Annotated in this window: 21 protein-coding genes; 12 read left to right on the top strand and 9 right to left on the bottom strand. The window is 52.6% G+C overall.

What is annotated here, in order from left to right; genetic code table 11:
• Positions 1-141 precede the first annotated feature (141 nt).
• From K5Y32_RS12520 to K5Y32_RS12540, 5 genes are all read left to right on the top strand, one after another.
• On the top strand, positions 142-840 hold the full coding sequence (locus K5Y32_RS12520) for a hypothetical protein (protein ID WP_222184212.1): 699 nt from the start codon (positions 142-144) through the stop codon (positions 838-840).
• 197 nt (positions 841-1037) lie between these two features.
• Positions 1038-1517, top strand: a complete 480-nt coding sequence (locus tag K5Y32_RS12525; protein WP_222184220.1) for a type VI secretion system tube protein TssD — start codon at positions 1038-1040, stop codon at positions 1515-1517.
• Between the two features lie 1114 nt (positions 1518-2631).
• Positions 2632-3111: a type VI secretion system tube protein TssD gene (locus tag K5Y32_RS12530; protein WP_210080182.1), complete on the top strand. Its 480-nt coding sequence runs from the start codon at positions 2632-2634 to the stop codon at positions 3109-3111.
• A 39-nt stretch (positions 3112-3150) separates the two neighbouring features.
• Entirely contained in the window at positions 3151-3669 is a 519-nt protein-coding gene (locus K5Y32_RS12535) for an O-acetyl-ADP-ribose deacetylase (RefSeq protein ID WP_222184222.1), read from the top strand.
• A 150-nt stretch (positions 3670-3819) separates the two neighbouring features.
• Positions 3820-5031, top strand: coding sequence for a DUF4236 domain-containing protein (locus K5Y32_RS12540; protein ID WP_222184224.1), 1212 nt, complete (start codon positions 3820-3822; stop codon positions 5029-5031).
• Positions 5032-5214: 183 nt separating this feature from the next.
• Here K5Y32_RS12540 and malG read toward each other — a convergent pair whose 3' ends face one another.
• From malG to malE, 3 genes are read right to left on the bottom strand one after another with little or no spacing between them, the layout of a single operon-like run.
• Positions 5215-6105, bottom strand: a complete 891-nt coding sequence (gene malG, locus K5Y32_RS12545) for a maltose ABC transporter permease MalG (RefSeq protein WP_008110659.1) — start codon at positions 6103-6105, stop codon at positions 5215-5217.
• A gap of 9 nt (positions 6106-6114) precedes the next feature.
• A complete protein-coding gene (gene malF, locus K5Y32_RS12550) occupies positions 6115-7635 on the bottom strand; it encodes a maltose ABC transporter permease MalF (RefSeq protein WP_222184226.1) in 1521 nt (506 codons plus the stop codon).
• A 60-nt stretch (positions 7636-7695) separates the two neighbouring features.
• Positions 7696-8886: a maltose/maltodextrin ABC transporter substrate-binding protein MalE gene (malE, locus tag K5Y32_RS12555; protein ID WP_222184228.1), complete on the bottom strand. Its 1191-nt coding sequence runs from the start codon at positions 8884-8886 to the stop codon at positions 7696-7698.
• A 363-nt stretch (positions 8887-9249) separates the two neighbouring features.
• Between malE and malK the strand changes: the two genes are divergently transcribed.
• The 3 genes from malK (at position 9250) to malM (ending at position 12722) form a co-directional block, all read left to right on the top strand.
• Positions 9250-10359, top strand: coding sequence for a maltose/maltodextrin ABC transporter ATP-binding protein MalK (gene malK, locus K5Y32_RS12560; RefSeq protein WP_222184230.1), 1110 nt, complete (start codon positions 9250-9252; stop codon positions 10357-10359).
• Positions 10360-10400: 41 nt separating this feature from the next.
• Entirely contained in the window at positions 10401-11702 is a 1302-nt protein-coding gene (locus K5Y32_RS12565; RefSeq protein ID WP_222184232.1) for a maltoporin, read from the top strand.
• 96 nt (positions 11703-11798) lie between these two features.
• Complete coding sequence (gene malM / locus K5Y32_RS12570; protein ID WP_110867146.1) at positions 11799-12722, top strand: maltose operon protein MalM; 924 nt, start codon at positions 11799-11801, stop codon at positions 12720-12722.
• Positions 12723-13263: 541 nt separating this feature from the next.
• Here the strand turns inward: malM and malQ are convergent.
• Together malQ and malP are read right to left on the bottom strand one after the other, a co-directional pair.
• Entirely contained in the window at positions 13264-15306 is a 2043-nt protein-coding gene (malQ, locus tag K5Y32_RS12575; protein WP_222184234.1) for a 4-alpha-glucanotransferase, read from the bottom strand.
• Positions 15303-17696, bottom strand: coding sequence for a maltodextrin phosphorylase (gene malP / locus K5Y32_RS12580; RefSeq protein WP_222184236.1), 2394 nt, complete (start codon positions 17694-17696; stop codon positions 15303-15305). Before malP ends, malQ begins: the two co-directional genes overlap by 4 nt.
• Positions 17697-17970: 274 nt before the next feature.
• Between malP and malT the strand changes: the two genes are divergently transcribed.
• Complete coding sequence (gene malT / locus K5Y32_RS12585; protein ID WP_222184238.1) at positions 17971-20673, top strand: HTH-type transcriptional regulator MalT; 2703 nt, start codon at positions 17971-17973, stop codon at positions 20671-20673.
• Positions 20674-20693: 20 nt separating this feature from the next.
• Here malT and K5Y32_RS12590 read toward each other — a convergent pair whose 3' ends face one another.
• The gene (locus K5Y32_RS12590) at positions 20694-21527 is read right to left on the bottom strand and encodes an MBL fold metallo-hydrolase (RefSeq protein ID WP_255602589.1); all 834 of its coding nucleotides are present in this window, start codon (positions 21525-21527) and stop codon (positions 20694-20696) included.
• 139 nt (positions 21528-21666) lie between these two features.
• Here K5Y32_RS12590 and K5Y32_RS12595 point away from each other — a divergent pair, with 139 nt between their 5' ends.
• Entirely contained in the window at positions 21667-22545 is an 879-nt protein-coding gene (locus tag K5Y32_RS12595) for a LysR family transcriptional regulator (protein ID WP_222184240.1), read from the top strand.
• Positions 22546-22547: 2 nt separating this feature from the next.
• Here the strand turns inward: K5Y32_RS12595 and K5Y32_RS12600 are convergent, their stop codons facing one another.
• Together K5Y32_RS12600 and K5Y32_RS12605 are read right to left on the bottom strand one after the other, a co-directional pair.
• Positions 22548-23084 carry a GNAT family N-acetyltransferase gene (locus tag K5Y32_RS12600; RefSeq protein ID WP_222184242.1) on the bottom strand — a complete coding sequence of 179 codons (537 nt, stop codon included), beginning with the start codon at positions 23082-23084 and terminating at the stop codon, positions 22548-22550.
• A gap of 29 nt (positions 23085-23113) precedes the next feature.
• A complete protein-coding gene (locus K5Y32_RS12605) occupies positions 23114-23623 on the bottom strand; it encodes an N-acetyltransferase family protein (RefSeq protein ID WP_370635107.1) in 510 nt (169 codons plus the stop codon).
• Between the two features lie 63 nt (positions 23624-23686).
• Between K5Y32_RS12605 and K5Y32_RS12610 the strand changes: the two genes are divergently transcribed.
• On the top strand, positions 23687-24259 hold the full coding sequence (locus K5Y32_RS12610; protein ID WP_222184246.1) for an XRE family transcriptional regulator: 573 nt from the start codon (positions 23687-23689) through the stop codon (positions 24257-24259).
• 60 nt (positions 24260-24319) lie between these two features.
• Here K5Y32_RS12610 and eptB read toward each other — a convergent pair whose 3' ends face one another.
• A complete protein-coding gene (gene eptB, locus K5Y32_RS12615; RefSeq protein ID WP_222184248.1) occupies positions 24320-25972 on the bottom strand; it encodes a kdo(2)-lipid A phosphoethanolamine 7''-transferase in 1653 nt (550 codons plus the stop codon).
• A 452-nt stretch (positions 25973-26424) separates the two neighbouring features.
• On the opposite strand from eptB, the gene K5Y32_RS12620 reads away from it, so the two are divergent.
• The coding region (locus K5Y32_RS12620; RefSeq protein WP_304624034.1) for a POTRA domain-containing protein at positions 26425-26879 on the top strand (455 nt) is incomplete at its 3' end.

The raw sequence follows: 26879 nt of genomic DNA on the forward strand, positions 1-26879 counted from the left end.
TTTAATTAAACAAGTAAACCGCACTGGCATGTGCGGTTTTTTTTATGAATAGGGATCACAACTGGCTAAATTTTCGCTTCACTGAATTTTATTATTCCCCTATGGTTTGCATGGTTAACAGGATTAACTATAGGGATATATATGTACCACAGTGATGCGGTGATACGGCAACTTCAGGCGCAAAGGATTCTGGCAGAAAAGCTCGACAACGCCGTTTCCGGCGTTATTGATGCAGTTTCCGATCAGGTCAGTAAGATCAATAAAGGGGCGACCCGGCTTTCATTTTATGCATCGTGTTTTACTGATGAGTATTATGATGTTTGTGAAAAACAGGCGCTGGAGGATAATCGATTCCTGATGGGGGTAGCGCAGTTAGTAAAAGAGCGAAATATTGTTTTCTCACTGCTAAAAACATACTTAGATTATCAACTGCAAAACAGAAACTTCCGGCAGCTTGAAGTAATAAAAATGCATCTTATGCGGGCTAACATCCATATCGCTGCAAGTACACTCACTTCATCTTCGTTTAGTCTGGGCGCAACTCTTGCGGTCGTAGCGGGACTTAACATTACGCTACCTATTGGAAGGAACATTGGACAAGTCGTTGGGGTTGTGGCTGGTGGCTTGGGAATATATGGTGTAGTTCAGAATGCAGCAGACAGCGCGAAGCGCCTGCAGTTAATGCATCCGCCTTATTATCACGCATTATATGTTCGTGAGCTCGAAATGATGTATTTCCTTGTTGAAACTTCACTAATACGTGCAGGCGCCCTTAAAAACGAATGGCTATCAGATTATGAGATCGCTGAAGTTTTAATGAAATTGATGGGGAGAACATGAAGAGATTTTTAAAACAGTGGTTAATAACTGAAGGAAAGTTTTTGCTATGTATCTATGGCCCGGTTATCACTACTTTAATATTTGGAGTGTTAAAGGTAATTTATTATCCAGATAGTGGAATGTTGAGTGTAGGGATATTTTATTTATGCGCTCTGACATTCTTTATTTATAAGTTTCGTTAATTTAAAGGATTAAATATGTCAACTCCAGCACATCTCTGGTTAGAAGATGAAAGCGGTTCGCTGATTGTGGGCTCGTGCATGATGCCGAGCAGACTCGGTTCGATAGAGCTCAACTCCGTCATGCACAACATTACCATCCCGGTGGATCCGCACACGGGAAGGCTTACGGCCACAAGAATTCATGCACCAATATCCGTTCAAAAGGAGTTTGATAGAACAACGCCGGTGCTGTTTCGTGCATTGTGCCAGGCCAGAACGCTGAAATCAGCGACCATCAAGATGTACCGAATTAACGAAGCGGGTATTGAGGTTGAGTATTTTAATATCCACCTGGATAACGTCAAAATCTCCAGCATCTCTCCGGCTCTGCTGCCAAACGGCCAGACCAGCACGCATCTGGAAAATATTGAGCTACGATATGAAACGATCACATGGAAATACGTGGACGGTAACATTGTGTTTAAGGATGGATGGAATGAGAGGATGATTGCTTAGCTTCTGGCTAAGATTGCTGACGCTGAGGATCAGAAATAGATGAACAAAATAATATTGCTCAAAGACGATATAACCAAAGTCCCAGCAGACGTATTTTTTAACGCGACAAATACCTCCTGAGCCGTTTTTAACGGGTAGGCGAATAAGACACTGAATCGTTTTGTTTCCCTATATCAGCACAGGGGTACATAGATTTCCTAAAACGTTGAAGACTGAGATTTAGCTTCACGTCATAGTATCATTGTCCTATAGTTTGCAAGGTTAATGGAATCAAAATAGGGATATATATGTACCACAGTGATGCGGTCATAAAACAGCTTCAGGCGCAAAGGATTCTGGCAGAAAAATTCGACAACACAGTTTCTGGCGTTATTGATGCAGTTTCCGGTCAGGCCAGTAAGAACAATAAAGGGGCTATCAGGCTCTCCTTATCACGCATAATATATACGTGAGCTCTAAATAATTTATTTCCTTATCGAACCTTCATTCATGCGCGCTGATGCGCTAAAAAGCCAATGGCTTTCAGATCACGAAGTTGCTGAGGGATTGATGAAGTTAGTAGAGAAATAATGAGAGAGTTTTTAAAAAAATGGTTAATATCAGAATCGAAATTTCTGATCTGCACTTACGTGCCGATAGTATTAACAATACTTTTTGCGTTGCTACAAATTTACTTTTTCCCAGATAGCAGTATGTTAGGTGTAGGGATATTTTATCTATGCTCTCTGTCATTTGTTATCTACAAATGTCGTTGAATTAACTTTGCAGTATGTTTGTTTAGGTGCCTATTTTTGCAGGCTAAGCATATGTTCTTGATTGTGAATCTAAGACTCTTAGAGAAATAGCATATGTTCAATGTAATTAGGTGTAAATACTCGTCAGACTTGTATACAAGTAGGTTGGAGTAAAACTATGAGAGGGTTTTTAAATCGGTGGTTGATAACGCAATTACAATTTCTATTACGCATATACGTTCCCGTTTTATGTGCGCTCGTGTTTGGTATGTTGAAATTTTATTTCTATCCCGAGAGTGGGATGATGAGTGTATGGATAGTTTACCTGTGCGCGTATATTTTTGTTGTTTATAAATGTCGAAAACTATAAAGGATTAAATATGTCAACTCCAGCACATCTCTGGTTAGAAGATGAAAGTGGTTCGCCGATAGTGGGCTCGTGCATGATGCCGACCAGACTCTGTTCGATAGAGCTCAATTCGGTTATGCACAATATTACCATCCCGGTGGATCCGCACACCGGAAGGCTTACGGCCACAAGAATTCATGCACCAATATCCGTTCAAAAGGAGTTTGATAGAACAACGCCGGTGCTGTTTCGAGCATTGTGTCAGTGCAGAACGCTGAAATCAGCGACCATCAGGATGTACCGAATTAACGAAGCGGGTATTGAGGTTGAGTATTTTAATATCCACCTGGATAACGTCAAAATCTCCAGCATTTCACCGGCTCTGCTGCCAAACGGCCAGACCAGCACGCATCTGGAAAATATTGAGCTACGATATGAAACGATCACATGGAAATACGTGGACGGTAACATTGTGTTTAAGGATGGATGGAATGAGAGGATGATTGCTTAGCTTCTGGCTAAGATTGCTGACGCTGAGGATCAGAAATACATGAACAAAATAATATTGCTTAAAGACGATATAACCAAAGTCCCAGTGGAAGCCATTGTGAACGCCGCCAACACCTCCTTGCTGGGCGGCGGCGGAGTTGATGGCGCCATCCATCGTGCGGGCGGGCCGGCGATTTTGGCTGAGTGTCAGCAAATCAGGAATCGACAAGGTGGCTGCAAAGTCGGAAATGCAGTGATCACCACGGCGGGTGATTTACCGGCAAAATACGTCATTCACACTGTTGGCCCACACTGGCATGACGGGCAACATGATGAAGAAACGCTGTTGAAAAATGCCTATCTGAGTTGTTTTAAATTGGTAGAAGAATACGGCATTCAGACCGTTTCGTTTCCAAATATCAGTACTGGCATATATAGGTTTCCTAAACAGTTGGCGGCTGAGATCGCATTAGGTGTGATTGAACAGTGTTTGCGTGAGAACTCCAATATTGAGCAAGTCAATTTGGTTTGCTTTGATGAGGAAAATTACGACCTGTATTCAAAAATGCTTGGGCAATAAAGTTCTGTATAATTTCATTCAGCCGCACTCGAATAACGATATATTTACGGTTGGCTAGACAACATTGATGGCTATCTTATCGCCATCTTAAGCCGGGAAAAATGGCAATTTTTTACCCTTACTCAATAATCAAAAGGAATGGTTAATAACATGGGGTTTAGATTTCGAAAATCGATAAGCATTATTCCCGGTGTAAGGATGAACCTGAGCTCCTCGGGTGCGAGTATGAGTGTTGGGCCGCGAGGGGCATCCGTTTCGTTCGGCAAACGCGGTACTTATGCCAATCTGGGACTTCCAGGGACGGGATTGAGCTATCGAACTCGTTTAGATCGAGCAAGTGCAGCGAGCAGAAAACGCAATGCTTCTCGACAAGAGGATCCCTATTTACGGCAAGAGCTTGAGCAAGAGGTGGAAGCGCTTAATCAGGCTGTAGACGATATTGTGAATATCTATCTCCTTACACCTGATTCTCGTACGGGGCATTCCTACTCCGAGCTCGAAGCGCATTATCGGCAGTTGATGTTGCAGCCCTACAATGTGCCTGCACCTGTCCGTCCCGAAAAGCCCGTTCCTCTTATTGCACCTGAACAACCTGAAGACAATCAAGGTCGTGGTCTTATTGGACGAATATTTGAATCAGCTTCTGCTCGCCAGGATCGGCAAACACGTAATATTGAGCAATGGCAACGAGAAGTAAAAGAGTGCGAACAGGAAAACGAACTTTCTCTGAAGCGATATCAGGCGATGCGTCAGCGCTGGGCGGAGCTATACGCTAACTGGAAATTCGATGCGGCTGAACATGAAAAGAAGATTGCAAGCAAGTTGGCAAATATTGAATCGCAATTCGCCACCGATAACAGCTATTTCGAATCACTTCTGTCCGAAGTCATTCAAGCTGCAGACTGGCCACGCGAGACGCTGGTGTCGTTTCAGGTGAATGCCTCCACATCTGAAATTCTCATTGAAGTAGATTTGCCAGAATATGAAATGCTGCCTACTTCATCAGTACGGGTGAATGCCCGTGGAACAGAGATTATTGAAAAAGAGTTGTCACAAAAGGCGATGCGAGAACGTTATGCTTTGCATGTGCACGGTATCGTATTGCGGCTGGCTGGTATGGCTTTTTGCGCGCTGCCATTTAATACCGTTATCATTAGCGGCTTTACTCAGCGAATCAGTAAACAGACCGGGCACTTAAATGATGAATACATCCTATCCTCACGTATTGAACGTTATTTATTTGAACGGCTCAACTTTAGCAATCTGGAAAATGTCAGCCCGATTGACGCTTTTGATAAATTCCAAACACAGCGTCGCATGAGCGCAACATTCATTTTTCAACCCGTTACACCTATTGTTTGAGAAGATGATCGCGGCCTCTACTACTCGGAAACCCTAACCAAATTTGACGCGACCGCATTGATTCAGTCTATATCGGGTGACAAAAGGATCTGTAATAACCCCACATCCCATAAAAAAAGCGGCACTAAGGCCGCCAAAACCCTCAACTGCAGTGAACATTGAGGAAGGAGGATAACAAACGGATTAGCCTTTCACGCCGCCAGCCGTCAGGCCGCTGACCAGCCAGCGTTGGGCCAGCAGGAACACCAGCGTAATCGGAATCGCAGATAGCACCGCCGCTGCCGCAAAGTCGCCCCACAGATAGTTTTGCGGGTTGAGATATTGCTGCATGCCAACCGCCAGCGTGTAGCTATTCACATCGCGCAGCAGCAGTGACGCAACCGGCACTTCGGTGACGGCGGCAATAAATGCCAGAATAAACACCACCGCCAGAATCGGCACCGAAAGCGGCAACAGCACTAGCCGGAACGCCTGCCACGGCGTAGCGCCATCCAGCGCGGCGGCTTCTTCCAGCGAACCGTCGATGGTTTCGAAATAGCCTTTAATGGTCCAGACGTGAAGGGCGATGCCGCCGAGATAGGCAAAGATCACGCCGCCATGCGTATTCAGGCCGATAAATGGCAGATATTGTCCCAGGCGATCAAACAGCGCATAGAGCGCGACCAGCGACAGCACGGCTGGGAACATCTGGAAAATCAGCATGCCTTTTAACAGCGTGGCGCGCCCGGCAAAACGCATGCGCGCAAAGGCATACGCGCAGGTGGTGGAAAGCGCCACAATGCCAATCGCGCTGATGGCGGCGATTTTCACCGAGTTCCATAGCCACAGCAGCACCGGGAAGGGCGGCGGCGTCACGCGGCCATCGGCGTGCTCCACGCTGAAACCTAACGCCAGCTGCCAGTGTTCCCAGGAAATCTGCTCCGGGATTAGCGAGCCGGTGGCGAAGTTACCGGCGCGCAGTGAGATGGCGAACACCATCAGCAGCGGAAACAGAATTCCCGCAATAAACATCAGCAGCAGCAGATGCGTCATCAACAGACGCAGCTTTTGCGATTTGGGTTGCACCATAGCCATAACGCCTCCTTAATCGAATTTCATCCGCACGGCTTTAAGATTGATCACCGCCAGCGCGCCCACCAACAGGAAGATCAGTGTGGCAATTGCCGCCGCCAGACCAAAGTCCTGTCCGCCGCCACCTTCAAAGGCAATGCGCCAGGTGTAATTGACCAGCAAATCGGTGTAACCCGCTGGCGTGGTGGTGCCGATACGATCCGGTCCGCCGTTGGTCAGCAGCTGCACCAGCACAAAGTTATTAAAGTTAAAGGCAAAGCTGGCGATCATCAGCGGCATCAGCGGCTTTAACAACAGCGGCAGGGTAATCAGGAAGAAGTTCTGCAGCGGCCCGGCACCGTCCATCGCCGAGGCTTCATAAAGATCGTCCGGAATCGCTTTCAGCAGCCCCATGCAGAGAATCATCATGTAGGGATAACCCAGCCAGGTATTCACGATCACCAGCATGGTGCGCGCCAGCGTTGGATCGCTGAACCACGCGGGCTGGAAGCCAAACAGCGCTTTGAGCATCACGTTGATTTCACCGAAGCTTTGGTTGAACAAGCCTTTGAAGATCAGTATCGAGATAAACGCAGGCACGGCGTAAGGCAAAATCAGCATCACGCGATACACCGCTTTGCCTTTCAGCGCTTCCCACTGCACCAGGCAAGCCAGCACCATGCCGACCGCCACGGTGAGAATCACCGTCACAAACGAAAACAGCAGCGTCCAGCCAAAGATCGCCAGAAACGGTTTCTGAATCCCTTCATCGGTAAACACGCGAATGAAATTCTTCCAGCCGGTATTCACCGTGAAGCCCGGACTCAGCGCTTCGCCGCTGCTGTTCTGATAAAAACCGCTTTGACGATTGGCCTGATACAGCGCGCCGCTTTGCTGATTTTTCAGGTCGCCGTTGGCTTGCAGTAGATACAACGGGCGCGTGCCGGAGAACTGACGCAGCGAGCTCATCACCACCTGACGACCATCCGGCAGTTCGGCCTGAATCTGGTTCAGCGCCTGACGATTGGTGGTGACGATGCGCAACGTGGCGCGTTCGCCCGGCGGTGGCGGGGCGCTGGTGAGTTTCAGCTTTTGCGCTCCGCCAAAGGCAAACGCAGGTGAAACGAAGGTTTGTCCGTTGGCCGCTTCGGTCAGCACCAGCTGCCAGCGATCGCCCGCCGGGATCAGCGAGAAGTTCAGCGCCGAACCATCCTGATACTGACGGCTCAGCAACACCTGTTGCGCACGTTCCAGCGTCAGCTGGTTGGTGCTGCTGTAGTTGGTAAAGGCAATCGCCACGGTACAGGCGAGCGGAAACAGTACGAACAGCGCCATGCCGGCGAGTCCGGGATAGACATAGCGCCAGGCATAAGCGCGACGATTGGCATAAATCCAGATGCCGACGGCGCTGATAATCAGCGTCACCAGCGCAAACAGATATTCACCTTTTGCATACATCAGCACGAGCAGATAGCCGACCAGCAGACAGCAGATACCGAGAAAAAGAGCCTTCAGCACGGCGCTGAACCGTGCTGTTTTCGGTTTTCCTGACATGATGCGGTTTTCCTTAACAGCCAGTAACGAGCCGGATTGCGCCGGCTCTGGTAGAGAGGATTACTTGTTGAGTCGTGCCTGCGCATCTTTCAGCGCCGCATCGACGCTTTGACGTCCGCTCAGCGCATTCAGCGTGGCGGTGCGCATCGCGTACCAGAAGGCGGCCATCTGCGGAATGTTCGGCATGATGTCGCCGTTGCGCGCGTTGGTCATGGTGGCGGCAATGCGCTCATCTTTTTCCAGCGTCTGCTGGAACGATTTCAGCGCCACCGCGCCGAGCGGTTTGTCTTTGTTAACCGCATCAAGACCGGCGTCGGTCAGCAGGTAATTTTCCAGGAACTCTTTGGCCAGCTCTTTATTCGGGCTGGCGGCATTGATGCCGGCACTCAGCACGCCGACGAAGGTTTTGGAATTTTTGCCATGCAGCGTAGGCAGCAGCGTGACGCCGTAGTTGATTTTGCTCTTATCGATGTTGCTCCACGCCCACGGCCCGTTAATGGTCATGGCGGTTTGCCCCTTGTTAAAGGCGGCTTCAGCGATGGAGTAATCAGTATCGGCATTCAGCGTTTTGGCCTTCACCTGATCAACAAGGAAGCTCATGCCCGCTTTGGCCCCCGCGTTATCCACGCCGGTATCTTTTACGTCGTAGCGGCCATCGTTGAGCTTAAAGGCATAAGCGCCGCCCGCCGCTAGCAGCGGCCAGGTGAAATACGGCTCCTGCAGATTAAACATCATGGCGCTCTTGCCCTGCGCGCGCATTTTCTTATCAATGGCGGCGATCTCTTCCCAGGTTTTTGGCGGCTCAGGCAGCAGATCTTTGTTGTAGATGAGGGACAAGGACTCAACCGAAATCGGATAACCGATCAGCTTGCCGTTGAAGCGCACCGCGTCCCAGGTGAAGGGGAAGATTTTCTCCTGGAAGCGCGCGTCCGGTGAAATCTCCGCTAACAAGCCTGACTGCGCATAGCCGCCAAAGCGATCGTGCGCCCAGAAGATGATGTCCGGGCCGTCGCCGGTGGCGGCCACCTGCGGATACTTCTCTTCCATTTTGTCCGGATGCTCAACCGTCACTTTAATGCCGGTCTCCTGCTCAAACTTTTTACCCACTTCAGCCAGGCCGTTGTAGCCCTTGTCGCCGTTGATCCAGATGACCAGCTTTCCCTCTTCAATCTTTGCAACGGCAGAAGCTGAAAACAGCACGGCCGTCAGGGCGGAAAGGGCAAGAATGCGTGCACCGGTTTTCATTGTCATAACTCCATCCTGTTAGCGGAAACGGAAATCGTTTTACCTGCCACATTGTGAGTATCTGCCGCCGCTTCTCATCCTCCCCGGCTCTACGCCTGCCCGACAACTGATGTGATCTGCGTTGCAAAACCACCCGGTTATCACGGGCTGGCGCACACAATCGTCGCTCTGCTCTGCGTCATAGCTCACAAAAATGGTTGCCTGCCGCGTTTTATCAGACGGGTCTGCGCAATCTCCTCCTCCCGTCTCCTCCCCCACGCTGACGCCGTGCGGTGGAGGATGTCGGCCTTGATGTCCTTGCCCATAGTGGTCGCCGGGGTCTGTCCGCCGACTTGCGGACAAGGAATAGCAAGCTGAGAGGAAAGCATCATGTCGAGCGTTACGTTGCGCAGTGTCTCCAAGGTGTGGGGCGAAACCGAGGTGTCGAAAAACATCAGCCTTGAGATCGCTGAAGGCGAGTTCGTGGTTTTTGTCGGACCTTCAGGCTGCGGCAAATCGACGCTGCTGCGCATGATTGCCGGTCTGGAAACCATCACCAGCGGCGATCTGTTTATTGGCGACAAACGCATGAATGAGGTGCCGCCCGCCGAGCGCGGCATCGGCATGGTGTTTCAGTCCTACGCGTTGTATCCCCACCTTTCGGTGGCTGAGAACATGTCGTTCGGCCTGAAGCTGGCCGGCACGCGCAAAGCGGAGATTCAGCAGCGCGTCAATCAGGTAGCGGAAGTGCTGCAGCTGGCGCATCTGCTGGATCGCCGTCCGAAAGCGTTGTCGGGTGGTCAGCGTCAGCGCGTAGCGATTGGCCGTACGCTGGTGGCGGAACCGCGGGTGTTTTTACTCGATGAGCCGCTCTCCAACCTTGACGCGGCGCTGCGCGTGCAGATGCGCATCGAGATCTCACGCCTGCATAAGCGTTTGAAGCGCACCATGATTTACGTCACCCACGATCAGACCGAAGCGATGACGCTGGCCGATAAGATCGTGGTGCTGGATGGCGGCCACGTTGCCCAGGTCGGCAAGCCGCTCGAGCTGTATCACTATCCCGCCAATCGTTTTGTTGCCGGTTTTATCGGCTCACCGCGCATGAATTTCTTACCGGTGAAAGTTACCGCCACCGCCATCGATCAGGTTCAGGTGCGTTTGCCCAATACCCAGCTGGTGTGGCTGCCGGTCGACAGCGCCGGTGTGCTGGTGGGCAGCAACATGTCGTTAGGCATTCGTCCCGAACATCTGCTCTCCAGCGATATCGCTGACGTCACCCTCGAAGGCGAGGTGACGGTGGTGGAGCAGCTGGGACACGAAACGCAAATTCACATCCAGATTCCCGCCATTCGTCAAAGCCTGGTTTATCGCCAGGAGGACGTCGTGCTGGTAGAAGAGGGCGCCCTGATGGGCATCGGCCTGCCGCCAGAGCGTTGCCATCTTTTCCGTGAAGATGGTAGCGCCTGTCGCCGGCTACATCAGGAACCCGGTGTTTAGCCCTGCAAAACAATAAAAGCAATGACCTCAGGAGATAGAAAATGTTAACTCTGCGCAAACTCCCTATCGCGGTTGCTATCGCGGCAGGCACGCTCGCTGCCCCGTCGATGGCAGTCGATTTTACCGGCTATGCCCGTTCCGGCATCGGCTGGACCGGCAGCGGCGGGGAACAGCAATGTTTTCAGGCCACCGGCGCTCAAAGTAAATACCGTCTGGGCAACGAATGTGAAACCTACGCTGAGCTGAAGCTGGGCCAGGAAGTGTGGAAAGAGGGCGATAAGAGCTTCTATTTCGATACCAACGTCGCCTATTCGGTTTCTCAGCAGAATGACTGGGAAGCGACCTCGCCCGCGTTCCGCGAAGCCAACGTCAAGGGCAAAAACCTGATCGAATCGCTGCCGGGTTCCACCATCTGGGCCGGTAAGCGTTTCTACCAGCGTCATGACGTGCACATGATCGACTTCTACTACTGGGATATTTCCGGTCCTGGTGCCGGTCTGGAAGATGTCGATCTCGGCTTCGGCAAACTCTCTTTTGCCGCCACGCGCTCCTCCGAGGCGGGCGGTTCTTACACCTTCTCCAGCGATCAGATCCGTGATTACGCCACCAGCACCGCCAACGACGTGTTTGATGTGCGCCTCGCAGGTCTTGAAACCAACCCGAACGGCGTGCTGGAGCTGGGCGTCGATTATGGCCGCGCCAACGCGCGTGACGGTTATCGCCTCGAAGATAACGCCTCCAAAGATGGCTGGATGTTCACCGCCGAACATACGCAGAGCATGCTGAAGGGTTACAACAAATTCGTGCTGCAGTACGCCACCGATGCGTTGACGTCGCAGGGCAAAGGGCTGCCGCAGGGCACCAACATCAACAACAGCGGCAGCATGTATCGCGTACTCGATCACGGTGCAATTAGCCTCGCCGATCGCTGGGATCTGATGTATGTCGCCATGTACCAGAACACCGATCTCGATAACAACCGTGGTACCGAGTGGTACACCGTGGGCGTGCGCCCCATGTACAAATGGACGCCAATCATGAGCACGCTACTTGAAGTGGGCTACGACAACGTGAAGTCGCAGCAGGTTAACGAGCGCAACGGCCAGTACAAAGTGACGCTGGCGCAACAGTGGCAGGCGGGCGACAGCATCTGGTCGCGTCCGGCGCTGCGTCTGTTCGCGACCTACGCCAAGTGGGATGAGAAATGGGGCTACAGCAAAGACAGCTCAGGTGATTTGACCTCCTTTGCTTCTAACGACAGCAGCGGCAACGGCATTCTGACCAACAGCCGTGGCAACGACGATGAGGTGACATTCGGGGCGCAGATGGAGATTTGGTGGTAATGCACCCGCATGTGGCTTAACTGAGACAATCTCTTTTCGGCGCGGCGCGCCATTGCCTGGTTCGCGCCGCCGCCTGACAGTTTTTGAGGTTATACAATGAGAATGAAAAAAACGGTTTTTGCGCTCTGCCTGAGCGCCGCGCTGCTGGCCGGTCAAAGTTTACCGGCGCTCGCGGATGTCAATCTGGTGCCACAGGATCTCTCTGCCGCGCCCACATTCCCCGCCGCCAGCCTGCAAACGCTGAGCTGGCTGCCGGTCGATACCTCCCGCACGCAGGTCACTACGCTGAGCGAGAGCCACAGCAATCTGAATGCAGCGGGCGTAACGGGTTCGGTGGCGGCCTACAGCTTGCCAGCCAATATCGGTGAACTCACCATTACGCTGAGCAGTGAAGTGAAACAAAATCAGGTGTTCGCACCGAATGTGCTGGTGCTGGATGAGAACATGCGTCCGGCGGCCTGGTTCCCGGCGCGCTTTTTCACCTATCAGCAGCCGGGCGTGATGGCGGCGGATCGGCTGGAAGGTGTGATGAAACTGACGCCTGCGCTGGGTCAACAAAAGATTTATCTGCTGGTATTCACCACCGAGAAGGATTTGACCGAAACCACCACGTTATTGGATCCGGCGAAAGCCTACGCCCGCGGTACCGGCAATGCGGTGCCGGATATCCCCGATCCGATTGCGCAGCACAGCCGCGATGGCACCTTGAAACTCAAAGTGAAAACCAGTTCAGGTTCATCCATTTTGGTTGGACCGCTGTTTGGATCATCGAGTCCTGCGCCGGTAACGGTGGGCAATACGCAGCCGGTTGCGCCGGCGACTTATCGTGCTGCCCCGGTTTCGGATGCAAAACCTAAACCGATCATGACGGATACCGAAGGTTACTTTAATCAGAACATCCGCGAAGCCGTTGAGAAGGGCAATATCGATAAGGCGTTGAAGCTGCTGGATGAGGCCGAGCGTTTAGGCTCCACGTCGGCCAGACAGGTGTTTATCAGCAGTGTTAAAGGCAAGGGGTAATCCGCCCCGGCAGTGCTGATTTGTCCCATCTGGTGCGCTTCGGCGCACCTTTTTTTCAGGAGTGGGAACTGGCGTATCTGCTTCGTCACGGGCCGTCCTCGCGCCGCTAGCGCGGTGCCTTCAGCTTTCACGTCGTGCCGACGGACCATTCGGGGATCGGCCTTCCTGGCCGGCCCCGAACTTCCTCACGCATCCATGCGTGAGTCTCCTGGCTCAACGTAAAAGCCTCAGCGCTGCGGATAGCCCTTATGCCGAAGCAGATACGCCAGTGCTGCTAGCAATGTGCCCATTTAACAGCAGGCACTCGAGCTCATTGGCAGGCCGGGGTCACTTTCGGGCAGGCGATCCGCAGCGCTGAACGAAGCGAGGAAGCCAGGAGAGCCCGCAGGACGCGGGCGAAAGGCGGAGCCGGGACAGGGAAGTCCCGTCTCCGCCGGTCCGTCAGGCAGACGAGTGAAGTGAAGGTACCGCGCATGCGGCGCGAAGGCTGCCGGACCGAAAGTGACCCCGGCCTGCAACCATGCAAGGCAACCAATAGCGACTAAGCATTACGCCTCCGTTGATCGATATCCGCCAACAACGCATTGATCTGCGGGTCAGCAAACATCGCCTCCAGCGAAGCGCTGAGTTTGCGGCGCCAGTTGGGATATTGGCTGGTGGTGCCGGGAATATTCACCGGGGAAGCCATATCCAGCCACTCTTCAGGTTGCAGGCCCAGCAGCGCGCTATTGCTGTCGGCCAGATAACGCTGCATCGCCGCACTTAACCCGCGATCCATCACCTGCGGTTCGGCCTGTTCGGGCAAGCAATTGCTGCGTTGCAGGCTCTTAAACAGCGCGCGGCGCGCGGCTAAGCGTGACTTACTCAGACCGGCAAGAATCTGCTTATCAGGATAAAGCCCCAACTCGCTGCCCAGCCGTAAATCGTCGCTTTGCCACCAGCCGCGCAGTGTCGGCATATCGTGGGTAGTAGCGACCGCCATCGCCTGACGCGGCCAGCGGGCGGGGGCGCGAAAGGCCACTTTGGACGTCTGCTCAAAATAGAGCACTTTGTAGGAGTAAACGCCCGCCTGGCAAAGCTTGCCGATGATCTTCTCCGGCACCGTACCCAAATCCTCACCAATTACCATGCAGTGATGACGCTGGCTCTCCAGCGCCAGAATCGCCAGCAGATCGTCGATGGGATAATGCACATACGCGCCTTCGGCCGCGCTTCCGCCCTGCGGGATCCACCACAGTCGCAGCAGCGCCATTACGTGATCGATGCGCAGTGCGCCGCAGTCATGCATGTTGGCGCGCAGCAGATCAATCCACGGCTGGTAGGCGCGCGCCTGCATAATCTGCGGATCCATCGGCGGCAATCCCCAGTTCTGGCCCAGCGGGCCGAGAATATCCGGCGGCGCGCCAACGCTGGCCTGCAAGCAGTAAAGCTCGCGATCGCTCCAGGTTTCCGCGCCGCCCTGCGCCACGCCCACCGCCAAATCGCGGTATAAGCCAATCGGCATCGCCTGCTGCTGGCACACCGCCCAGCAATCAGCAAACTGGCGCGCGGCCAGCCATTGCAGCCAAAGATAAAAGCGCACGTCATAGGTGTGTTCGATGCGGAACGCCCGCACCGCCGCGCTGTTGGGCAACTGTAACGCCGCAGGCCAGGTTGTCCAGTCGTAACGCTGAGGGTCTTCGGCGATCTGCGCGGCGTGCAGCGCATCAAACACGCCCTGATGCAGTAGACTTTCACCGCCTTGCTGCATAAAACATTCAAAGGCGACAACCAGGCCATCATCCGCACCGCGCTGCCTGAACTGCTGCCAGGCGAGACGCAGCGCCTGCAGTTTGAGCGCAGTGACCGCTGAATAATCGACCCATTCAGCGTCCCGCGCCGCCCGTAGCACTTGCTGCGTGCTGTCCGCCTGCCACCAGCGTTGCGCTTCTTCACTCAGCGTAAAATCCTCAACGGCGGCGACATCGATATACAACATGTTGAGCCAGCGCCGCGACGAAGGGCTGTAAGGGCTGGCGCTTTCCGGCGTTGCCGGGAACAGCGCATGCAGCGGGTTCAGCCCAATACAGGCACCGCCGCGCTGCGCGACCTCGACCAGCATCTGCTTTAAGTCGCTAAAGTCACCGATTCCCCAGTTGGACGCCGACCGCAACGTATACAGCTGAATGCAGGCGCCCCACAGCGATTGCCCTTGCTGGATGGCCGGTGGCTCGTAGCAGCGCACGGGCGCGACAATAATCCGGCAGTGAAACGCCTGCTGTTGGGCGCTAAAGCTGAGCTGGTGATAACCCAAAGGCAGCGCAGGCAAAACGATCGGCTGGTTGGCGATTGCGCGACCTTGCCAGCGTTCGCCCTGTTCCGCGATCAGCTGCCATTCGCCTGTTATGCCGGGCGCAGGCAGCACAATCTCCGCGTGTTCTTCCTGCACGATCAATACCGGCGGCAGCGGCGAAGCGTGCGGTTGCGCGGGATGCATCGCCGCCAGCAAACGCTGGCGGGTACCGGCAGAAACCGATTGCAGCTGGCCGTGGGCGTCAATGTATTCGCTGGCGATTTCGGCGGTTGGCGTCATGGTGCTGTTCATCGCGCGGCCTGCCAGATGCGTTGCTGATAGTCGCGGATGGCGCGGTCGGCGCTGAACATGCCGCAGCGCGCGGTGTTGAGAATCGCGGCGCGCGTCCAGCCATGCTGATCGGCCCACAAGGTTTCTGCTTGCGCCTGCGCGTTGAGGTAGTGACGAAAATCGGCTAGCACCAGATAAGGATCGCCGCCTTTGGCGCTCAGGCTGTGCAGCAGCGGCTCGAACGCGCTGACGTCGCCGTCGCTAAAGGTGCCGTCTTCTAACGCTTTCAATACCCGATCCAGCTGCGCATCTTTTTTGCGCCACGCGTCAGGCGAGTAACCTTCTGCTTGCAACGCGCTGACCTGATCAACGGTATGACCAAAGATAAAGATATTGTCGCGCCCAACCTGCTCAGTGATCTCCACATTGGCGCCATCCAGCGTGCCGATGGTTAAGGCGCCGTTCAGCGCCAGCTTCATGTTGCCGGTGCCGGATGCCTCTTTACCGGCGGTAGAAATCTGCTCGGAGAGATCCGCCGCTGGGATCAGCCGCTCGGCAACCGTAACGTTGTAATCAGGCACAAACACCACTTTCAGGCGATCGCCAATGCGCGGATCATTGTTGATGGTGGCCGCCACTTTGTTAATCGCGTAGATGATGTTTTTGGCCAGCACATAACCCGGCGCGGCCTTGGCACCAAACAGCACCACGCGCGGCGTCAGGTTGGCCTGCGGATCGCTCACCAGCGTTTGCCACAGCGCGATAATGTGCAGCAACGCCAGATGCTGACGCTTGTACTCGTGCAGGCGCTTGATCTGCACATCAAACATCGCCTCAGGATTCACCTGGATGCCGGTGCGTTCTGCGATCCATTGCGTCAGCGCAACCTTGTTCTGCTGCTTAATGGCGCGATACTGCGCCTGGAATGCGGCGTGATCGGCGTAGGTTTCTAGCGCTTTCAGCTGATCGAGATCGGTGAGCCACGGCTGATCGAGAGTTTGGCTGATCAACGCCGCCAGCGCCGGATTGCACTGATTAATCCAGCGGCGCGGCGTGATGCCGTTGGTGACATTATGGAATTTCTCCGGCCACAGCGCGTGATATTCCGGGAACAGATCTTTCACCACCAGCTGCGAGTGCAGCGCCGCCACACCGTTCACCGCAAAGCCGCTGGTGACGCAGAGATTGGCCATGCGCAGCTGGTTATTGTGAACCAGCGCCAGTTTCGCCCAGGTCACTTCGTCGCCCGGCCAGCGCGCTTCAACCTGCTTTTTCAACTGAGCATTGAGTTGGGTAACGATCAGCATGTGGCGCGGCAGCAGGGCGCGCACCATGCGCACATCCCAGCACTCCAGCGCTTCAGGCATCAAGGTGTGATTGGTGTACGCAAAGGTGCGCTGGGTAATGTGCCACGCCTCGTCCCAGCTCAGCGCGTGTTCATCCAACAGCAGGCGCATCAGCTCGGGGATCGCCAGCGTGGGATGGGTATCGTTGAGCTGAATCACTTCATGATCCGGCAAGCTGGCAATGCTACGGCCGGCGCGCTGATGACGGCGCAGAATATCCGCCAGCGAGCAAGCGCACTGGAAATACTGCTGCATCAGGCGCAGCTTTTTGCCGTTGTCGTGATTGTCGTTGGGGTAGAGCACTTTAGTGAGTTTTTCAGCTTCAATGCCCGGCTGCTCGGCGCGCAGAAAATCCCCGTTATTGAAGCGCTGCAGATTAAACGGCTGCGCATGTTTCGCCTGCCACAAGCGCAGCGGCTGAGTGACGCCATTCTGATAACCGACCACCGGCAGATCCCAGGCTTCGCCGAGAATTTGCACCGCCGGCTCCCAGCGCGCAACGCCATTATGGGAGCTGACTTTGCCGCCGAGATGCACCGGCACAGTTAACGCCGCGTTATGGTTAAACCACGGATAGCTGTCGCGCTGCCAGTCATCCGGCATCTCCTGCTGCGCACCATCAACAAAGTGCTGGCGGAACAGGCCGTACTGATAATTGAGTCCGTAGCCGGTAGCGGGTTGTCCCACGGTCGCCATCGAATCGAGAAAACAGGCGGCGAGCCGACCCAAACCGCCGTTGCCTAGCGCCGGATCGGTCTCACACGCTTCCACGTCGCTCAGCGTGATATTCCACTCGGCCAGCACCTCGTTCACCTCGTCATACCAGCCAAGGTTGAGCAGATTGTTGCCGGTGAGACGACCAATCAAAAACTCCATCGAGATGTAGTTAACGTGACGCTGCGGCGTGGCAGCAGGCGGCGCAGGCATCTCCGCCAGCATGTCGGCTAGCGCGCCGCTCAGCGCCTGCCACCATTGGTTTGGCGTCATCTCTTGCGCATCGTGCAGACCAAAACGTTGCCATTGTCGGGTTAGCGCGTGTTTAAAACGGGTGCGGTCAAATTTCATAATCAATCCTGTCAGGGCGGAGGTGAATGTGCTTCATTCTGCGCGTCAGCTATTACGCGCTCCTCCTCCTGCACCAAATTCAGCGGGGAGGATGAGCGGGGAGGAGGGGCTGAGGGAAATCTTAAAGTGTGACAGGAATGTGATAACCGTCGCTTTTGTTAAGACTGCTTAATGGGTTAGCTTGCATTAGGTAAACGAATATCTGAACGTATGTGACTATTAATTACGAAGCGTAAAATAATGATGCGCCACGTTTAGGGAGAAGCGTTTACCGATGTTAATACCCTCCAAACTTAGCCGACCGGTCCGCCTAGAGAACACGGTTGCGCGCGAGCGCCTGATGCAAAAACTCGGCGCGGCGGGCAATTACCGTTTGGTGTTGGTGACCAGTCCGGCGGGATATGGCAAAACCACGCTGATCTCACAATGGGCGGCGGGGAAAGCCAATCTGGGCTGGTATTCACTGGATGAGGGCGACAATCAGCCTGAACGCTTCGTCGATTACCTCATCGCGGCTCTGCAGCAGGCAACGCAGGGGGGCTGCGCCTCCAGCGAAGCGCTGGCGCAGAAACGGCAGTACATAAATCTGAACGCGCTATTCGCCCAGTTGTTCAGTGAGCTGGCGGCGTGGCAGCAACCGATTTGGCTGATCATCGATGATTACCATCACATCACTAATCCCGCGATTCACGACGCAATGCGCTTCTTTTTACGTAACCAGCCGGAAAATGTGACGCTGATTTTGCTGTCGCGCAATCTGCCGCAGCTCGGCATTGCCAACCTGCGCGTGCGCGAACAGCTGATTGAGTTAGGCAGCCAGCAGCTGGCGTTTACCCATCACGAAGCCAAACAGTTTTTTGATTGCCGCCTGACAACGCCGCTGGAATCGGAAGAGAGCGGGCGTCTGTGCGATGACGTGGCGGGTTGGGCGACGGCGCTGCAGCTGATCGCGCTCTCGACGCGTCAGGGCGCGAGCTCCGCTCAGGATTCCGCGCGCCGCCTTTCCGGCATTAACGCCAGCCATCTGGCGGATTATCTGGTTGAGGAGGTGCTGAATAACGTGGATAGCGCCACACGACATTTCTTACTGAAAAGCGCGCTGCTGCGATCGATGAACGATACGCTGATCGCCTGCGTAACCGGCGAAGAACAAGGGCAGATGCGGCTGGAGGAGATTGAGCGTCAGGGCCTGTTTTTGCAGCGCATGGATAACTCGGGCGAGTGGTTTAGCTATCATCCGCTGTTTGGCAGTTTTTTGCGTCAGCGCTGTCAGTGGGAACTGGCGGCGGAACTGCCTGCGCTGCATCGCGCGGCGGCTGAAAGCTGGATGCGGCTGGGTTTCCCTGGCGAAGCGATCCATCATGCGCTGGCCGCCGGTGATGCGTTGATGCTGCGCGACGTGCTGCTGCAATACGCCTGGACGCTGTTTAATCAGAGCGAACTCACGCTACTGGAAGATTCTCTCAAGGCGCTGCCGTGGGAAATTCTGCTGGAAAATCCAAAGTTAGTGCTGTTACAGGCATGGCTGATGCAAAGCCAGCACCGGTTTTCCGAGGTGAGCAGTTTGCTGATGCGCTTTGAGCACTCGTGCAGCGAACAGATTGATGATGTGCTGCGCGGAGAATTCAACGCGCTGCTGGCGCAGGTTTCGATTAACGACGGTAACGCCGAGGAAGCCGAGCGGCTGGCGTTGCTGGCGCTCAATGCGCTGCCGGAAAGCCGTCAATACAGCTGCATTGTGGCGACGTCGGTGTTGGGCGAAGTGATGCACTGCAAAGGCGAGCTAAGCAGTTCGCTGAAGCTGATGCGCCAGACCGAGCAGATGGCGCGCCGCGAAGAAGCGTGGAATTACGCGCTGTGGAGTCTGATTCAGCAGAGTGAGATTCTCTTTGCACAGGGGTTTTTACAGTCCGCATATGAGATACAGGAGCGGGCATTTGTGCTGGTGAAAGAGCAGCATCTGACGCAGTTCCCGATGCATGAATTCCTGCTGCGAATTCGCGCGCAACTGTTGTGGGCGTGGGGCCGACTCGACGAAGCAGAACATGCGGCGCGCGAAGGGATAAAAGTGCTGAAAGGCTATCAGCCGCAGCAGCAAATTCAGTGCCTCGGTTTGTTGGTGCAGTGTTCACTGGCGCGCGGCAATCTCGATAACGCGCGCAGCCACCTGAGTCGGCTGGAGAATCTGCTTAACAACGGATCGCTGCACAGCGACTGGATCGCCAATGCCGATAAGGTGAGGGTGATTTTCTGGCAGATGACTGGCGACAGCCAAAGCGCCAGTAGCTGGATGCGCCAGACGGCAAAACCGGAGTTCGCCAATAATCACTTCCTGCAAGGGCAGTGGCGCAACGTGGCGCGCGCGCAGATTCTGTTGGGAAATATGAGCCAGGCCGAAGTGGTGTTGGATGAGCTGAATGACAATGCGCGCGCGCTCAACCTGATGAGCGACATGAATCGCAATCTGCTGCTGTTAAATCAGATTTACTGGCAAACCCAGCGCAAAGCGGAAGCGCAGCAGGCGCTGACCGAAGCGCTGAAACTGGCGCGTAGCACCGGTTTCGTCAGCCATTTTGTGATTGAAGGTGAAGCCATGGCGCAACAGCTGCGTCAGCTGATTCAACTCAACACGCTGGATGAACTCGATAACCATCGCGCCAGACGCATTCTCAGCGAGATTAATAAATATCATCGCCATAAGTTTGCCCATTTTGACGAGGGCTTCGTTAGCCGCCTGATTAATCATCCTGATGTGCCGGAACTGATTCGCACCAGCCCGCTAACCCAACGTGAATGGCAGGTTTTGGGGCTGATCTATTCGGGATATAGCAACGATCAGATCGCTGGTGAGCTGGATGTTGCGGCCACCACCATCAAAACGCATATCCGCAATCTGTATCAAAAACTCGGCGTGACGCACCGCGCGGAAGCGATGAATCAGGCGCAATCGATGCTGCGGATGATGGGGTATGTTTAAGGCGGACAGCGGCTCGCGGTTCAGACATATTCCAGAAAATAATGTCCCTCTGAAGGGGAGCGGATATACGCAAACCCAGACACGCCCAAGTGCATACCTGCAATCAATAGGTTTTCTCGTGAAGCGCGCTCAAGAATTGCTCTTCGTGTTTGCTCTGCCTGGTCAGGATCGTAATCGAAGGCGATTGAAACTTCCGGATGGGCAATTTGAATATGCGGATAATGCGTAATATCACCCCAAATCAGTAATTTTTCATCGCGTGAATCTATCAGGTAGCCGCTGTGACCAGGCGTATGTCCCGGTAGGCTGACTGCAGTGATATCTTCAGCAATCGCTGTTTCTTCCGTAAATCGAACAGTTGAATAAGCTTCGAACGTGCGACGAAACAGCGAACCATTCATCAGTGCGCGTTCACTCAGGCTAGTTAATTTTTCATTATCCAGCCAGAAGTTTGCTTCTGCTTTGCTAATGTAGAGTGCTGCATTTCGGTAAGCGGGTCGCCCATTCTCACCCAGCAGACCGCCAATATGATCGGGATGTGCGTGGGTCAACAACACGGTATCAACCTCGTCAGGCATGATGCCGGATAAAAGGAGGTTTCGTCTTAATTCTCCACCGATATGATTGAGGTTTCCCATACCCGAATCGATCAATATTATTCGTCCCGTTCCACGGATGAGATAGCTATTAATTTGGATATCATCCGCTGCTTTTATTCCGGCGTGTTGCTGTATATTTACCGCTGCTTCAGGTTCTATTCCAGATAACAGACTCAGGCTGGCTTTCATCACGCCATCACTAAGCGCAGTGACCTTATAATTGCCGATATCCCTTGTGCTGAATACGTTCGTCAAAATTACCTCGTCAAATGTAGATAACAAAAATAGAAGATGACTCTGTTTGCTTAATTAAACGTCGCATTACTTAAGATGTTGCGACAATATTTATTGTGTGGCTATCATCATTCTCGACTGAGTTGTGACCGGAAAAGTTATGGACATTAAGTTATTGCGCTCTTTTGCTCTCGTCGCCGAACTCGAGCACATCGGTCAGGCAGCTGAGAAATTGCATATTTCAGCATCCCCCTTGAGCCGCCAGATTCAGCAACTGGAAGATGAGTTAGGTGTGGCACTTTTTCATCGGGAAAAGAAACGCCTCTATCTCAGCGCCGAGGGCAAGCAGTTCCTGACAGAAGTGAAGGCATTGCTTTTGCACCATGATCGTCTGAACGGACTGGGTAAAAGTTTGAAGAATGGTCAGTCAGGCAGGCTTGATATTGGCTATGTCGAAGCGGCCATTCACTCACTTCTGCTTCCTGAAAGCCTTGCCCGGTTAAATTGCTCGTCAAAAGTTGATATACAGCTCCATGCCTTACGCTCACAGGCACAAATCGATGCGCTAGCGAATCATGCGCTGGATCTGGCACTGGTTTATAACGAGCCCGAAGAGGATGACTGTTTTGCCTTTCAAAGCGTGTTAGTTGAGCCGGTGGTGCTGGCTATGCCAGGAGAACAGGCAATTAGGGATCCCAGACCTGAGCAGTTACACATGAAGCGCTGGATCGCCGATAAGCAAAGTCTAAATACGGCAGTGTCCAACCGCTTGCTTGAGGTGTGTGAAGGGAGTGGGTTTACGCCTGATATTCGGCTTGAGGTTAGTGGACCACTGGCGGCGCTCTCCTGTGTTGAAGCAGGGCTGGGATTTACCTTTATTCAGCGAAGTCTTGCGCGGCTGGCTTCGTCGTCGGTCATTGTTGTTGAAGTACCCTGGCTGGCGCTGTATGTGAATCTCTATGCGGTATGGCGGAGAAATGAGGCCAAACCGCTGGTCAGCCGCTTACTGACGGCATTGAGGGAACACGTCCCCTCTTGATGTTAATGTGATAGCCACTCTTCGCGGGTCAATTCCCACAATTCATAATCGAGAACACCCGCGACATACTCTTTTTTGCCGGTTTCTATCAGACGCATGCCGGATTTACGTGAGATCTTCACTGAGCCTGTATTCACCGCCGCTTTTGGCACACGTAATACTTCGCGGCCCAGCGTTTTAAACCAGAAATCATTCACGGCGTTGCACGCTTCACTCATATAGCCACGTTGCTGCCACTCAGGTACCAGCCAAAATCCGCGGTTATCATTTTCTGCATCGCGCAGTTCGATCAGACCGATCAATTCCTCAGGCTTCTCCTGACGTCTGATACTCCAGCACCAACCTCGACCTTCCTTAACGGCGGGCAACACCACGTTATCAACGTAATTCTGTGCGGCACCTTCAGGATAAGGCCAGGGCACGGCAGCATTGAGATAACGCACGATCTCCCAGCGCGGAAAGGCGATTTGCATCGCCTGCCCATCACCGCTTTCCAGAGGCTTCAGGATTAATCGTTGCGTTTTGATTTCTGGCGTCATAGTTCCTCCATTTAGCACGTCATCGTCAATTAAGGATTGTCCCTGTTATCCAGCCGTAATTGCATGAATGTCAGATCCAGCCAGCGGTGAAATTTCGTTCCTACCTGATGAATCTGTCCGGCGTCGGTAAATCCTAACTTACGATGTAACGCGATTGAAGGTGTGTTTTCAGACTCAATACCCGCCACCATCACGTGTTTTCCCTGCGTGGTTGCGTACGTGATAAGTGACCGCATTAAGGCCAATCCAATACCTTTCCCCTGAGCGGCATTATGGACATAGACCGAATGTTCGACCGTATAACGGTATCCATCCCAGGGACGCCAGTCACCATAGGAAGCGTAACCGAGCGCGATATCCTCTTCATTTACGGCGACCAGAACCGGGAATCCTGCTGATTGCCGATCCAAGAGCCATTTGATTCGGTTTGCAATATCTACCGTTTTATCGTTCCAGATGGCTGTGCTGTTCAGCACTGCATCGTTATAAATATCCGTGATTACTGGTGCATCTTTTTCAACTGCCGGACGTATGTTCACCATAGACACCTCGCTTGTATGCCACTAAAGTAGACCCTCCGTACACTATCTTATGTATCTACTATGTCAGACGAAAAATCCACTAAAGAAGATGATTTAAACGCGCGAATTGGCAAAAAAGTGAAAGCTGAAAGGGAAAAGCGCAGTTGGTCACTGACCGAATTGGCTGAGCAGTCTGGCGTTTCAAGGGCGATGATCCATAAAATTGAACGTGGCGAAAGCAGTCCTACGGCGACGTTGCTGGCACGTTTGGCGGGTTCGCTTGATATGAGCATGTCGCAATTGATCGCGTTGAGCGAAGTGCAGACTGGCACATTACTGAAACAGCATCAGCAACCGATTTGGCAGGATCCTGAGACGGGATATATCCGACGACATGTGTCGCCGGGGCAAATACCGCTCGATCTTGTCAGTATAGAATTGCCGCCCGGCGTTAGCGTGCCGATGCCGGTAATTTCCTATCTGTCGCGCCGTCAGCTTATCTGGATTTTAGAGGGCGAACTGAGTTTTCATGAAGGCGAAAAAATCTTTGAAATGCAGACGGGTGATTGTCTTGAACTGGGTGATCCCGCCGACTGTATTTTCAGGAATGACTCGGAACAACCTTGTCGCTATGCGGTGATAGTACTCAAATAAGGTCAGCAGCAGTTGAACATCCATGTTTAATGGACCTAAAACTGCCGCCTGGATTGTGCTTTAATGCGCGCACCAGTTCCTGAGCGAATTAATTCCGCCATCTGGTGAGGTAAAGCCAGCGCAGCCTAATATCGAGTCGAATAACTTCTCATGGAATACCGACGTTTTGTCGTTCTGCAATTGCTGCAGTTTGGCAAATGACGCTTTGTTATTACTGTCACTTAAAAACTTATCGGATGCCCAAACCATAATTGGCACCGTGCGTTGCGCCATCGGCGCATGATCGCGTGGCGTGCCGTGGAAATGCAGATTGTCGGAAATCGATTCTCCGTGATCGGAGGCATAAAACACGATGGCATTTTTATCTTTCAGGCTATCGAAAGTCTGCTTAAGGAAATAATCAGTGTACAAAAGACTATTATCGTAAGAGTTGATCATCTCCTGCGTGCTACAGGCATCATCAATGCCTTGACACTCCGGTGTGTAACGCGCGAATGCACGTGGATAGCGTTCGGTATACATATAATGTGAGCCTTTGGTGTGAAGAATTACAATATGTTTACCCTGCGGATGGCGCTGAATGGAGTCCTGCAGTTCATTAATTAACGCCATATCATCCACCGGCTTACCGACATTACGCTTCTCCGCCTGAATAGATTCGCGCATTGAATAACTGTCGGCCATGACTTTGTTATAGAACCAGGCTTCGCTCTGCATGGAATAGAGATCTTCCGAGAAACCTTGCTTCTTCATCACTGTGAAAACATTCATCTCTTTCAGCGTGCGCTGCGGAGCTTCTGAGGCGCCGCCTTCTCTGACAAACATACAGCGCAGCGAGAGCTTGGTTGAGGTATCACAAGAATAACCCTGCAAGTGAACGAGGTTTTTTTCGTGATCGAGATAAGGTGTATTATCGCGATCGTAACCGTATAAACCCATATGATCGCGGCGGGCACTTTCACCAATCACAAACACAATATACAAATTATCCGCATTTTTTGGTGGAACGTATTTAAAGTGCTCAGCGGGATCGTAAAGATTACGGTTGTCTTCAGCCTGACTGAATGAACTGTATGCCAGCAAGCCAACGCCCGATAACCAGTTAGAAGGCGAATAGGTGCCGGCAACAATGCCGCCGTAGCTGGCCATCATGCGATTATTTTTCTTATCCTGCTCATCCTGCACCTTACCCATTAAATTCAATGGCAACCAGCAACCTAACGCGGCAATAACAATGGCGATGGTTTTATAAGACCAATAACGCTTTTTGCTGATATTTGAAACGGTATTACTGCGCACTCCGCGCCAGATTAGCCATAGCGGAATGACGTTGATAATTACCATCCACAGCACAAAGTGCCAGCCAACGGATTCCTTAGAAAGATCCAGTGAATCGGTGGCTAAAACGGCGGCGATGATTCCATAACCAATATCAATATTAAAGAAAATCATGTAATAACTGGCCGCGCTGGAGAAAATTACCAGCATGGTCATCAATACGCGCGACAGATATTTTCCGGTTAATGAGGTTAACAACGTTAACAGCATCACCAAACAAAATGCAGCGATGACCTCAGTCACTAATGAAAGGGTATTATCAAACTGCAATTGCGTATAGCGGCGGATAAAAATCGGAATGTTAAGCAATACGCCGATATAGAGCGAAATAAACGCCGGTAGATAAAACTGTTTAATCCAACCCTTTATAAACATGTGTTCCCCGTTCTTATAATAAACAACTCAATCACTTGCCTGAAAATTGACAACCTTAAGTGAGAGGGTGGATTTGGAGAACAGTTCAATCGTTGCTGGGCCTAAAGTATGTTATAATGTAACAACAAAATTCAGGCACTTATGCCTCAGTTAGGGCACATCCAACCGCCTTACCCGCAGATTTCTAATCAATGCAGTGAAAATCCTCACTCGATATATGCATTAATCTCACCATTACACCTGGCATGCGTGATCACCAATGTAAGTATTATTGGTTAAACTTAAGGAATGACTACCTATTTGTGTTAAGGAGGGATTTCATGATTTTTAAAATTGAATAAACAGCGAATTAATATTTTTATAATAAGTCAGGAACTTTCTAATTGTTAAGGTGATATTCTGCACAAAAGAGCTTACACAAATCTTACAATCAATTTCGCTTAAGTCTTATTATGATGGCAAAAACAGGGATGTCACTGGCGCTGAGCGTCGGTCTGATCACAACTTCTGCATTGGCGGCGCCGTTAAATCCTGGCGACCGTGATTATATTCAAAACCAGCAACAGCAACGTTTGCAAAATGACCAGCAGCAGCGTGACGCATTGTGGAATGCTACCGCGCCGCAGAGCACACCAGCAGCGGATTCCGCTCAGGCCGGCCCCTGCTTTCCGGTGCAGCATATCGCTATTCGCAACGTCACGCTAATTTCTGCCGGCCAGCAGCAATCGCTGGCCGCACCTTATATTCATCGCTGCCTGAACTTAACCGAAATTAATTCATTGGTGCATGCCATTTCTGACTGGTATATGCAGCGCGGCTATATCACCAGCCGGGCATTTTTAATTGAACAGGATTTATCGCAGGGTGAGTTAATTATTCCGGTGCTGGAAGGGAAGCTGGACGCCAT

This window comes from Pantoea sp. DY-15 (assembly GCF_019795935.1).
In the GTDB taxonomy this organism is placed as follows: domain Bacteria; phylum Pseudomonadota; class Gammaproteobacteria; order Enterobacterales; family Enterobacteriaceae; genus Pantoea; species Pantoea leporis.

Excerpts from the sequence above, each read along its gene's own strand:
- malM (WP_110867146.1), top strand. The coding sequence starts at position 11,799 with ATGAGAATGAAAAAAACGGTTTTTGCGCTCTGCCTGAGCGCCGCGCTG.
- K5Y32_RS12530 (WP_210080182.1), top strand. The coding sequence starts at position 2,632 with ATGTCAACTCCAGCACATCTCTGGTTAGAAGATGAAAGTGGTTCGCCG.
- K5Y32_RS12565 (WP_222184232.1), top strand. The coding sequence starts at position 10,401 with ATGTTAACTCTGCGCAAACTCCCTATCGCGGTTGCTATCGCGGCAGGC.
- malG (WP_008110659.1), bottom strand. The coding sequence starts at position 6,105 with ATGGCTATGGTGCAACCCAAATCGCAAAAGCTGCGTCTGTTGATGACG.
- K5Y32_RS12535 (WP_222184222.1), top strand. The coding sequence starts at position 3,151 with ATGAACAAAATAATATTGCTTAAAGACGATATAACCAAAGTCCCAGTG.
- K5Y32_RS12595 (WP_222184240.1), top strand. The coding sequence starts at position 21,667 with ATGGACATTAAGTTATTGCGCTCTTTTGCTCTCGTCGCCGAACTCGAG.
- K5Y32_RS12540 (WP_222184224.1), top strand. The coding sequence starts at position 3,820 with ATGGGGTTTAGATTTCGAAAATCGATAAGCATTATTCCCGGTGTAAGG.
- malP (WP_222184236.1), bottom strand. The coding sequence starts at position 17,696 with ATGAAATTTGACCGCACCCGTTTTAAACACGCGCTAACCCGACAATGG.
- K5Y32_RS12600 (WP_222184242.1), bottom strand. The coding sequence starts at position 23,084 with ATGACGCCAGAAATCAAAACGCAACGATTAATCCTGAAGCCTCTGGAA.
- malF (WP_222184226.1), bottom strand. The coding sequence starts at position 7,635 with ATGTCAGGAAAACCGAAAACAGCACGGTTCAGCGCCGTGCTGAAGGCT.
- K5Y32_RS12610 (WP_222184246.1), top strand. The coding sequence starts at position 23,687 with ATGTCAGACGAAAAATCCACTAAAGAAGATGATTTAAACGCGCGAATT.
- malT (WP_222184238.1), top strand. The coding sequence starts at position 17,971 with ATGTTAATACCCTCCAAACTTAGCCGACCGGTCCGCCTAGAGAACACG.
- eptB (WP_222184248.1), bottom strand. The coding sequence starts at position 25,972 with ATGTTTATAAAGGGTTGGATTAAACAGTTTTATCTACCGGCGTTTATT.
- K5Y32_RS12520 (WP_222184212.1), top strand. The coding sequence starts at position 142 with ATGTACCACAGTGATGCGGTGATACGGCAACTTCAGGCGCAAAGGATT.
- K5Y32_RS12525 (WP_222184220.1), top strand. The coding sequence starts at position 1,038 with ATGTCAACTCCAGCACATCTCTGGTTAGAAGATGAAAGCGGTTCGCTG.
- malK (WP_222184230.1), top strand. The coding sequence starts at position 9,250 with ATGTCGAGCGTTACGTTGCGCAGTGTCTCCAAGGTGTGGGGCGAAACC.
- malE (WP_222184228.1), bottom strand. The coding sequence starts at position 8,886 with ATGACAATGAAAACCGGTGCACGCATTCTTGCCCTTTCCGCCCTGACG.
- malQ (WP_222184234.1), bottom strand. The coding sequence starts at position 15,306 with ATGAACAGCACCATGACGCCAACCGCCGAAATCGCCAGCGAATACATT.